The organism is Stenotrophomonas chelatiphaga (genome assembly GCF_001431535.1).
GTDB classification, from domain to species: Bacteria; Pseudomonadota; Gammaproteobacteria; order Xanthomonadales; family Xanthomonadaceae; genus Stenotrophomonas; species Stenotrophomonas chelatiphaga.
Genome location: NZ_LDJK01000068.1, coordinates 45281 through 51682 on the forward strand (window position 1 = coordinate 45281; position 6402 = coordinate 51682).

General features: G+C 65.5%; 6 protein-coding genes. 2 read left to right on the forward strand and 4 right to left on the reverse strand.

Going from position 1 to position 6402, the window contains the following annotated elements; genetic code table 11:
* Nucleotides 1-24 precede the first annotated feature (24 nt).
* The 4 genes from ABB28_RS14175 to glnA all read right to left on the reverse strand — a co-directional run bounded on the left by ABB28_RS14175 (nucleotide 25) and on the right by glnA (nucleotide 4375).
* The gene (locus tag ABB28_RS14175; RefSeq protein ID WP_057509239.1) at nucleotides 25-768 is read right to left on the reverse strand and encodes an N-acetylmuramoyl-L-alanine amidase; all 744 of its coding nucleotides are present in this window, start codon (nucleotides 766-768) and stop codon (nucleotides 25-27) included.
* A 97-nt stretch (nucleotides 769-865) separates the two neighbouring features.
* Nucleotides 866-2293 (reverse strand): ammonium transporter, encoded by a 1428-nt coding sequence (locus tag ABB28_RS14180; protein WP_057509240.1) that lies wholly within the window; start codon nucleotides 2291-2293, stop codon nucleotides 866-868.
* 20 nt (nucleotides 2294-2313) lie between these two features.
* The gene (locus ABB28_RS14185; RefSeq protein ID WP_042614733.1) at nucleotides 2314-2652 is read right to left on the reverse strand and encodes a P-II family nitrogen regulator; all 339 of its coding nucleotides are present in this window, start codon (nucleotides 2650-2652) and stop codon (nucleotides 2314-2316) included.
* A gap of 313 nt (nucleotides 2653-2965) precedes the next feature.
* Nucleotides 2966-4375: a type I glutamate--ammonia ligase gene (gene glnA, locus ABB28_RS14190; RefSeq protein WP_057509241.1), complete on the reverse strand. Its 1410-nt coding sequence runs from the start codon at nucleotides 4373-4375 to the stop codon at nucleotides 2966-2968.
* A gap of 225 nt (nucleotides 4376-4600) precedes the next feature.
* Between glnA and ABB28_RS14195 the strand changes: the two genes are divergently transcribed.
* Together ABB28_RS14195 and ABB28_RS14200 are read left to right on the forward strand one after the other, a co-directional pair.
* Nucleotides 4601-5395, forward strand: coding sequence for an undecaprenyl-diphosphate phosphatase (locus ABB28_RS14195; protein WP_057509242.1), 795 nt, complete (start codon nucleotides 4601-4603; stop codon nucleotides 5393-5395).
* A gap of 73 nt (nucleotides 5396-5468) precedes the next feature.
* Nucleotides 5469-6287 carry an META and DUF4377 domain-containing protein gene (locus ABB28_RS14200; protein WP_057509243.1) on the forward strand — a complete coding sequence of 273 codons (819 nt, stop codon included), beginning with the start codon at nucleotides 5469-5471 and terminating at the stop codon, nucleotides 6285-6287.
* The last annotated feature ends 115 nt before the right edge of the window (nucleotides 6288-6402 follow it).

Consider the following 6402-nt stretch of genomic DNA (forward strand, 5'->3'; position numbering starts at 1 on the left):
GCTGAGTGTGCCTCAGAGGGCTGGTTATTGCTGCAGCAGCAGCGAATGCAGGATGCGCGCATCTTCGGCATCCAGCACGGCCGGCAGGTCGTCGCGGCCGCGGAAGCGACGATGGAAGGCACCCACGGCGGCATCGCGGTCGTCCAGCGGATAACCGAACACGGCCAGCGCCTGCCAGGCATCGAAACCGGCCGGCGGCAGTCCATCGGCAGCGCGCGGCCAGACGCCGAAACCGGCCTGCGCCAGCTGCTGCCACGGGAAGAAGCGGCTGGGGTCCTGCTTGCGTGAAGGCGCCAGGTCGGCATGCCCGATCACCTGCGACGGCGGGATCCGCAGGCGGCTGCTGAGATCCTGCAGCAGCACGATCAACGACTGGACCTGCGCCTGGCTGAAAGGCGTGTCACCATCGTTGTCCAGTTCAATGCCGATCGAGGCGGAGTTCAGGTCGGTGATGGTGCCCCAGCGTCCCGGCCCGGCGTGCCAGGCGCGGCGATCATCGGCGACCAGCTGGTAGCGCCTGCCGTCGGCGCCGATCAGGTAATGCGCGCTGACCTTGCCCCCGCTGTTGGCACTGCGCAGGGTGTCCAGGCTCTGCTGCACGGAGTGCTGGTCGGTGTGGTGCAACACGATGATCACCGGCATGCGCGCGTTGTGGTTGGCCGATGGCACCCAGCTCGCCAGCGGATTGCGCTCTTCCACCGGCGCACCGGCGCAGGCGGCCAACAGCGCGCAGGAAAGCAGCAGGGCCAGGGGGCGGATCATCGTCATGCCCCGATTGTACCCATTAAAAAACCGGCGGCCCCCGGACCGCCGGTCACGGCGCATGCAAGCGCCATCAACAAGTTGTTCTGCAGAAAGCCGTGGATCAGACCTCGTAAGCGGACTCGCCGTGCGAGGTCACGTCCAGGCCGGTACGCTCGGCTTCTTCGGTGACACGCAGGCCGACCAGCGCCTTGACCACCAGCAGGATCAGCGCAGTCACCACGGCGCACCAGACGATGGTGAATGCGACGCTGACGAACTGCACCCATACCTGGTGGCCGATATCCAGGTCGGCCTTGGTGCCGCCCAGCGACTGCGCGCTGAAGACACCGGTGAGCAGCGCACCGACAATGCCGCCGATGCCATGCACGCCGAACACATCGGCGGTGTCATCGACCTTCAGCAGGCGCTTCAGACCGGTGACGCCCCACACGCAGAGCGCACCGGAGACCACGCCGATGACCAGCGCGCCCATCGGGCCGACGGTGCCGCAGGCCGGCGTGATGCCGACCAGGCCGGCAACCGCGCCGGATGCAGCGCCGAGTGCGGACGGCTTGCCCTTGGTGATCGCTTCCACCAGCGTCCAGCCCACCACCGCCGCGGCCGTGGCCAGGATGGTGTTGAGGAAGGCCAGCGACGCCACGGTGTCGGCAGCAGCGGCCGAGCCGGCGTTGAAGCCGAACCAGCCCACCCACAGCAGCATCGCGCCGATATAGGTGAACACCACGTTGTGCGGCTTCAGCGCGGTCTGGCCATAGCCGATGCGCTTGCCGACGAAGTACGCGCCGACCAGGCCGGCCACGCCTGCGTTGATGTGCACCACGGTGCCGCCGGCGAAATCGATCGCACCCATTTCGCCCAGGTAGCCCCCGCCCCAGACGATGTGCGCCATCGGGATGTAGCTGAGGGTGAACCACAGGATCGAGAACAGGATCACCGCCTTGAACTTGATGCGTTCGGCGAAGGCGCCGACGATCAGGGCGGTGGTGATGCCGGCGAACGTGGACTGGAAGGCGACGAACAGGTAATCCGGCAGGCCGGCGATCGGCGTGTTGCCGACCGAGTCGGGCGAAAAGCCCTTCAGGAAGGCGAACTGGGTGAAGGAGCCGAAGAACTGGTTGCCTTCGCTGAACACCGCGCTGTAGCCGTAGGCCACCCACAGGATGATCACCAGCGAGAACACCACCAGGATCTGGCTGAGTACGGACAGCACGTTCTTCGAACGCACCAGGCCGCCATAGAACAGGGCCAGGCCCGGCACCACCATCAGCAGCACCAGCAGCGTGGAGGTCAGCATCCAGGCCACGTCACCGTGGTCGAAGGTGGGTGCGGCGGCCGCTTCAGCCACCGGGGCGGCGACCGGCTCTGCAGCCAGCGGCTCGACCGCCACTTCTTCGGTCGGCACCGGGGTGACCTGCGCCTGGGCGTGGGCAGTGCCCGGGAAAGCGCCCACGGCCAGTGCGCTGAGCAGCATCATCAGGCACACCAGATGGAACCGGGCTTGCCACCCGGCGAACAGTCGAATCTTCATGCGAGGGATCTCCGAGTGGGTTACAGCGCGTCCGCGCCGATTTCGCCGGTGCGGATGCGGATGACCTGTTCGACAGGCGTGACGAAGATCTTGCCGTCGCCGATCTTGCCGGTACCCGCTGCGTTCTGGATCGCTTCGATCACCGCGTCGGTACGTTCGTCGGTCACCACGGTTTCGATCTTGATCTTCGGCAGGAAATCGACGACGTACTCGGCGCCGCGGTACAGCTCGGTGTGGCCCTTCTGGCGACCGAAGCCTTTCACTTCGGTCACGGTGATGCCCGACACGCCAGCGTCGGAGAGGGCCTCGCGGACCTCGTCGAGCTTGAACGGCCGGATGATGGCGGAGATCAGTTTCATGCGCATATCCCGATGGTGGATGGGTCCACGGCGGATGCAGGCCGTGGCGTCTGCAACCACGGGCCACCCCATGGGGTGGCCGTGGCTGTTGCGCCGAACGTGGTCTGGGCCCTGGCGGCTGTGTCTCTCTCCAAACACAGCCAGCGACGCGGGAGGGAGGTAGGCCCATGACGCGCGTCCGGTCTCTCTTGCCCCTGAACGGATGGAACACTTCCTACAGCGGTGCAGGCTTCATCCCTGCCGGCTCCCCAGCCGGAAAAGATGCGGCGATGACGAAGGTGGGAGGGGTATCCTCCGCCACCGCCGCGCGTGCTCAGCTGGCGTAGTACAACTGGTATTCCAGCGGGTGGGTGGCCGCACGGAACTTGGTGACTTCCTGCATCTTCAGCGCGATGTAACCGTCGATGAAATCATCGTCCATCACGCCGCCGGCCTTCAGGAACTCGCGGTCCTTGTCGAGCGCTTCCAGCGCCTGGTCCAGCGAGGAGCAGACCTGCGGGATCAGCTTCTCTTCTTCCGGCGGCAGGTCGTACAGGTCCTTGTCGCTCGGTGCGCCCGGGTCGATCTGGTTCTTGATGCCGTCCAGGCCGGCCATCATCAGCACGGTGAAGGTCAGGTAGCCGGACTGGATCGGATCGGGGAAGCGCATTTCAATGCGGCGCGCCTTCGGGTTGGTCACGAACGGGATGCGGCACGAAGCCGAACGGTTGCGTGCCGAATAGGCCAGCATCACCGGCGCTTCGAAGCCCGGGACCAGGCGCTTGTAGCTGTTGGTGCCGGCGTTGGCGAAGGCGTTGATCGCCTTGGCGTGCTTGAAGATGCCGCCGATGTACCACAGCGCCAGCTGGCTCAGGCCACCGTAGCCGTCACCGGAGAACAGGTTGGTGCCGCCCTTGGACAGCGACTGGTGCACGTGCATGCCGCTGCCGTTGTCGCCGACGATCGGCTTGGGCATGAAGGTCGCGGTCTTGCCGTTGCGGTGGGCAACGTTCTTGATCACGTACTTCATGCGCAGCAGTTCGTCGGCCTTCTGCACCAGGGTGCTGAACTTGGTGCCGATCTCGCACTGGCCGGCAGTGGCCACTTCGTGGTGCTGCACTTCCACTTCGATGCCGACCTGTTCCAGCGTCTTGCACATTTCCGCGCGCAGGTCGTGCAGCGAATCGGTCGGCGGCACGGGGAAGTAACCGCCCTTCACGCCCGGACGGTAGCCGCTGTTGGCGCCGTCATACTTGGCACCGGTGTTCCAGGCGGCTTCTTCGGAATCGACCTTGAAGAAGGTGTTGCCCATGTCGTTGGCGAAGCGGACCGAATCGAAGATGAAGAACTCCGGCTCCGGGCCGAAGAAGGCCTGCTCGGCGATGCCACTGGACTTCAGGAAGGCTTCGGCGCGCTTGGCGATGCCGCGCGGGCAACGGCCGTACGGCTGCATGGTGGCCGGGTCGAGGATGTCGCAGCTGATGACGATGGTCGGGTCGGCGTAGAACGGGTCCACGTAGGCGCTGGACGGATCCGGCAGCAGGACCATGTCCGATTCGTTGATGCCTTTCCAGCCGGCGATGGAGCTGCCGTCGAACATCTTGCCTTCTTCGAACAGCGACGCTTCGATGATGCTGACCGGGAAGGTGACGTGCTGCTCGATGCCACGCATGTCCACGAAACGCAGATCGACGAACTCGATCTGGTTGTCCTTGACCAGCTTCTCAACGTTTTCAACGGACATCGGGTGGAACCTCGGTTGGAATTGAATGCCTGGGATTACCAGAGCAATGTCCGTGCCAACTTCTGCACCCTCACAAGCCCTTGATTTGCATGAGCGTGCGCCTGAATGGTGCACAACAAAACGCACCATCATGGTGCGTTGTCAGCACCGCGCACTGGCTTGGTGCATCAGGAGATGGTCTATCCTCTTCGGCACCTTTCATTGCCCACCCAACTATCCTTCTCCATGTCAGACCTGCTCTCCGCCCTGCTGCTGGGCATCCTTGAAGGCGTCACCGAGTTCCTGCCCATCTCCAGCACCGGGCACCTGCTGATCGCCCAGCATTGGCTGGGCGCGCGCTCGGACTTCTTCAACATCATCATCCAGGCCGGTGCGATCCTCGCCATCACCCTGGTCTTCCGCCAGCGTCTGTGGAGCCTGGCCACCGGCCTGCACCAGCGCGAGAACCGCGACTACGTGATGAAGCTGGGGGCTGCCTTCCTGGTGACCGCGGTGGTCGGCCTGCCGGTGCGCCTGGCTGGCTGGGAACTGCCGGAAACGGTGAGCCCGGTAGCGTGGGCGCTGATCATCGGTGGCATCTGGATGCTGCTGGTGGAGGCCTATACCGCACGCCTGCCTGATCGTGACCGGGTGACCTGGACGGTGGCCATCGGCGTGGGCATCGCGCAGGTGGTGGCCGGTGTGTTCCCGGGCACGTCGCGCTCGGCGTCGGCGATCTTCCTGGCCATGCTGCTGGGCCTGAGCCGCCGTGCAGCGGCCACCGAGTTCGTGTTCCTGGTCGGCATCCCGACCATGTTCGCGGCCAGCGCCTATGCGTTCCTGGAACTGGCCAAGGAGGGCAACCTGGCCAGCGAAAACTGGACCGACGTCGGCGTGGCCTTCCTTGCCGCGGTCGTCACCGGCTTCGTCGTAGTGAAGTGGCTGCTGGGCTACATCAAGTCACACAAATTCACCGCCTTCGCGGTGTATCGCATCCTGCTCGGCGCGGGACTGCTGCTGTGGTTGCCTGCCGGCAACTGAATGCGGCGCCAGATGCGTGACCCCATCCGGCACGCGCACCCGTTCTGAATCCGGCAATCCAAGGAGAATCCAAATGAAGCGCACCCTGATCCTGTCCCTGCCGTTGGCCCTGCTGGCGGCCTGCAGCCAGAACCCGGCCCCGGCCGGCAATGCCGATGACCTCGCCCCGGCACCGGCCGCCGCCGCTGCGCAGAAGACCGCCGCGCACCTGGACGTGCAGCGCCTGCATGGCCAGCACTGGCGACTGAAGGACGCCACCGGCGCCGACGGCAAGCGCATCGATGCGCTGTTCGTGCGCGCCGACAAGCCGGTGACGCTGGACTTCAGCGAAGGCCGCGTATCGGTGTCCAACGCCTGCAACGGCATGAGTGGCGGTTACACCGTGGCTGATGGCAACCTGGTGCTGTCGCAGCTGGCCTCCACGCGCATGGCCTGCGAGCCGAGCATCATGGCGCTGGACGAGGCCGTGGGCAGCCGCCTGCAGGGCACGCTGAAGACCGAACTGGCCGACAACGGCGAGCTGACCCTGCGTACCGCCCAGGGCGAGGTGCTGGTGTTCGCCCCAGAGCCTACCGCCGAGACCCGCTTCGGCGGCCCGGGTGAGCGCGTGTTCCTGGAAGTGGCCGCGCAGACCAAGCCGTGCCCGCATCCGCTGATCAAGGACAAGCAGTGCCTGCAGGTGCGCGAAGTGCAGTTCGACGACCAGGGCCTGAAGCAGGGTGAGCCGGGCGGGTTCGAGAACTTCTACGACAACATCGAGGGCTACACCCACGAGGCCGGGACCCGCAACGTACTGCGCGTGAACCGCTTCAAGGTGGCCAATCCGCCGGCGGATGCGTCGTCGCAGGCGTATGTGCTGGACATGGTGGTGGAGTCGGCTGTCGAGAAGTGACTGCGAACGGGTGAGACCCCCCTCGCGGGTGGCTTTCAGGCTGAAGCTGGGGTGGGCCGGGCGGGGAGGCTATGCGGGGCACGCGCAAGTACGTCCATGTAGCTCTTCGCGGCTC

Coding starts and splice junctions, on each gene's coding strand:
- ABB28_RS14175 (WP_057509239.1), bottom strand. CDS start 768: ATGACGATGATCCGCCCCCTGGCCCTGCTGCTTTCCTGCGCGCTGTTG.
- ABB28_RS14180 (WP_057509240.1), bottom strand. CDS start 2,293: ATGAAGATTCGACTGTTCGCCGGGTGGCAAGCCCGGTTCCATCTGGTG.
- ABB28_RS14185 (WP_042614733.1), bottom strand. CDS start 2,652: ATGAAACTGATCTCCGCCATCATCCGGCCGTTCAAGCTCGACGAGGTC.
- glnA (WP_057509241.1), bottom strand. CDS start 4,375: ATGTCCGTTGAAAACGTTGAGAAGCTGGTCAAGGACAACCAGATCGAG.
- ABB28_RS14195 (WP_057509242.1), top strand. CDS start 4,601: ATGTCAGACCTGCTCTCCGCCCTGCTGCTGGGCATCCTTGAAGGCGTC.
- ABB28_RS14200 (WP_057509243.1), top strand. CDS start 5,469: ATGAAGCGCACCCTGATCCTGTCCCTGCCGTTGGCCCTGCTGGCGGCC.